The sequence below is a fragment of the Desulfobacter sp. genome (assembly GCF_050177295.1).
This window is the reverse complement of sequence record NZ_JBFXHE010000461.1, coordinates 1-3,346: the sequence shown is the minus strand read 5'-3', so window position 1 is coordinate 3,346 and position 3,346 is coordinate 1. Positions and strand designations below refer to the sequence as shown.

Sequence of the window (3,346 nt, the reverse complement as noted above, 5' to 3'; positions counted from 1 at the left end):
TATTGACCGGGCCGAAAATGAAAAACAACACGTGCGCCCTTGTATCATGGTGGGCCAAATTACCAGTATGGACCGGCAGTATCTTCAGGAGCAGGTTGTGGATTTCATCACACACGCCATTGGGCTGTATACTCAATTTTCCCCGAAAGACAGCATATCCTTTCACGAAGATTTGATTAAGCAAAGAGTGAGGGATTTGCTTGACGATATTTACAGCCCTGCCAATGCCCCCCTTAACTTAAGAGAGTTCTTTACGGAAATTAATCGCGGGAACATTGGTACATTGATAAAACCCATGACTTCCTTGCGGGATGTAGATCTGCCGGCATTGCTTTCCCCTCGAAAAAGCGCTAGTAAGTTGAAGGAAGAGGAATTTAATGAATTGATGCGGTTTTTGTTGCGTGGTGCCGGCGCAACAATAGATGATTACCAAACCCCGTAAGCAGATGATCGTAAAAAGGAACAAAATATGTCACAAGGGCTCAAGATTCAAAGAAGCAGATCCCAGCTTTTAACGTCATATGCACCTGGAACATATTTCGCCTTTGAGGGTGGAACCGGTGCCTACAAAGTTTATCCGGTTTCGGTCTCCGAAGCCAGGGTTGCCAGGGAAACAGAAGCTCAGATTGTAGAAAGGATAGTGGAAACCGCATCCAGTTGGCTGGAAAGGGCCTTGCAGGCGTCAAATGATCCGGAAAAACCGGTAACCCCTGTAATGTGTGTTGACAGCTCTTTATTAAATCTCGAAGGGAATGATATCCGTAAAGATCTGGAGGCAAACCTTGGTTTAGTGATTCCGGAACGAGTGGAATATACACCGGAACCGTTAACCATGTATTGTGGTAAGTGCGGTCTGATCAAGGCCTATAAGAATCTGAGAAAGATGTATGGGGACCTGGATTGTATTAAAGGGAAAGAATGTGCCCATCCAAATGGCCCTGCCGCATGCGGGTTTGACGGAAACCGTCCTTTGCCCTGCAACTGGTATCAACTGGACGTTATGTTTATTCACTGGTCTGGCGAAGCGATAGGAGCAATGCCGGAGCTATTTTGGTGGAGCCAAACCAAAGGCGATGTGGTGCGCCCGCCATTTAGCTGCATCTGCGGGTGTAATCAGGTTGTCCTGAAACGCAATTCCCCCCGGATCGGTCATTGGCATTTTGCCTGCGCCAAGTGCGGTAACCCAACCGGGAGATGGCTGCAGAATGATCAATTTACACTGCGGCAATTTAAGGAGCAATCCAAAGACAGGATCAAGGAAGCCCGCATGGAGCCGGTATCTTTTCGAGCTACCAGTGTAACCTATCCGCAAACTGATAGAATTATCGACTTTTCAGGGCAGGATATTTTAAGGCTGATCAATGATGATACTGAACTGATCAATGAAATCGCAAACAGGTTCGGTTATGAACGGCGGGAAATCAGTCTTTCTGAAATTGAGGAAAACCTGGCACCTTATCCGGAAGAACAGGATCATCTAAAAGAATACAAAGACTATCTTAAATTTTGTTCTCAAAATGAAGATAATCTCAACATGTGTTCATTGGCCCAAAAAGAAGCCCAAAAAATCTACAAGGAATGGGAACAAAAGGGATTCATTCAATCATCGGCCAGGGTACCGCAAGCAATCCTTGAGAAAATACGGCTTCGAAAAGATCTTCCCTCGAAATTTGACCCTTTCCGGCTGTTTGCAGAGCACCTTTCCATGGAAAAGGAATCTTTACAAGGGGGCTTTATCAATAAAACCCGCAAGAGACATTATGTGCCCTTTGATAAACCAGATGAGGATCTGGTCCATAAACCGCTTGAGAACAAAGAAGACAAGGTAAAACAACTACTGGGGCTAATGGGTGTCGAACAGATGGGGTTGATCAGAAAATTTAAACTTTGTTTTTTTTCGTTTGGCTATACCAGACGTCATCCCGCTCCGGTGCTACGAAACAACAATAAAATTGATGTTCCGGTTCGTTTGTGTCTTTTTGATAAAATCAATGTGGCTGAAATGAAAAAGCACCCGGTTTATGTGTTGCGCCAGGAAAACGAGGCCATTTACGTCCGGTTATCCGAGGAAGCAGTTCGAAACTTTATTCTGAGCCTGGGATGCAAAAACGCAGAGCACTTCAAGCATGGCCCCATGGGCAGTCGCATTCTGGAAAACATGTATCCAATGACCACGTTTTTAGACAACCTTCCCAAAGAAGGCGGATTGCCCGACCCATATCTGGCCGTCTATACGCTTCTGCATACCATGGCTCATCATATTATTCATAACGTGTCTGAGTTTTCCGGCTTGGATCTGGGGTCGCTTGGGGAATATATTTTCCCGGCTGATTTAGCTTTTGTGGTTTACAGAAACGGCATGACAATGGATCTTGGCAATCTTTCCGCAATGTGGCGAAACAACGGCCTGGCATTCCTGAATCGTATTTTAGACCCTAAATCCTTATCCTGTGGTTTGGGTATGCTTTGTGAAAACCGTGGTGGGGCCTGTCCGGATTGCATTATGGTGCCGGAGGTGACCTGCATTGCTCAAAACAAACTTCTTTCAAGATCAATTTTAAAGGGTGGTAATAGACCACGTGAAGGCGGTTTTACTCCTTTCATTGAAGGGTTCTTCAATTTAAATCGAAGCAGAGCAAACAAGGTGATATAAAATAAAAAACAAAACCGGTCTGCTTTTCCACAATAGGCAAAAAATTCACGAGCAGGCGCACTAGGTCAGAATAGGGAGTTTTCATCTTCTTTGACCATCTGTTTGGGAATTGTTATCTGATAAACAGAATCAAAAACACCGCTCTTGACAAGCATGCGCTTACCTCTGCCTAAATCTATATTCTTGGTTTCCATTTCTTTCAGCCAAGCATGATCATGGCGATCACTAAACCATAAAAATAGTCTTTTTGCCTTTACCTGCTTGCAGCATATCAGCAACTTCACAAGCAGGTTCGGTCTTAAATTGACAGCGCTTTCAAAAAATGTATCAGCGGTTAAAAAATCAGCAATTTCCCGCACATCCGCCAATAATTCAAGCAAGGCAAGTTCCGGAGTACTAAATGGAATCGGCCAATCCCAGGAACCAAAAGGCTGGGTGATCAACCCAGGCTTAGGAAGTTCTTCAAATAGTTTTTTATTATGAACTTCAATTTTGAAAGAATCTGTAAAAATGCGCATCCAACCCGGTATTTTTACAGTGCTGTATAGATCAATCCGTTGTGTATCGCCCAGCGGCAGATAATGGGCCAAGCCTTGCAATTCAAGCGCACTGCGACCGCCCACATGTACAGCATATCCCATTTCATTCAGCGAAAAGACCACATGCTCCCATTTAAGAGGAGGCCCTGGACGT

General features: G+C 44.7%; 3 protein-coding genes. 2 read left to right on the top strand and 1 reads right to left on the bottom strand.

Translation table 11 applies throughout. The annotated features are described in order from the left end of the window. Together AB7U36_RS21070 and AB7U36_RS21065 are read left to right on the top strand one after the other, a co-directional pair. Window positions 1-442 (top strand): hypothetical protein (locus AB7U36_RS21070; protein WP_428161588.1); only part of this gene is annotated, 442 nt, incomplete at its 5' end. A gap of 27 nt (window positions 443-469) precedes the next feature. Continuing rightward, a complete protein-coding gene (locus tag AB7U36_RS21065) occupies window positions 470-2,653 on the top strand; it encodes a hypothetical protein (RefSeq protein ID WP_428161587.1) in 2,184 nt (727 codons plus the stop codon). Between the two features lie 65 nt (window positions 2,654-2,718). Here AB7U36_RS21065 and AB7U36_RS21060 read toward each other — a convergent pair. Continuing rightward, window positions 2,719-3,346: type IV toxin-antitoxin system AbiEi family antitoxin domain-containing protein (locus AB7U36_RS21060; RefSeq protein ID WP_428161586.1), on the bottom strand; the 628-nt coding region annotated here is incomplete at its 5' end.

Bases quoted from the DNA above. Each gene is read 5' to 3' on its own strand.
- AB7U36_RS21065 (WP_428161587.1), top strand. From the start codon at position 470: ATGTCACAAGGGCTCAAGATTCAAAGAAGCAGATCCCAGCTTTTAACG.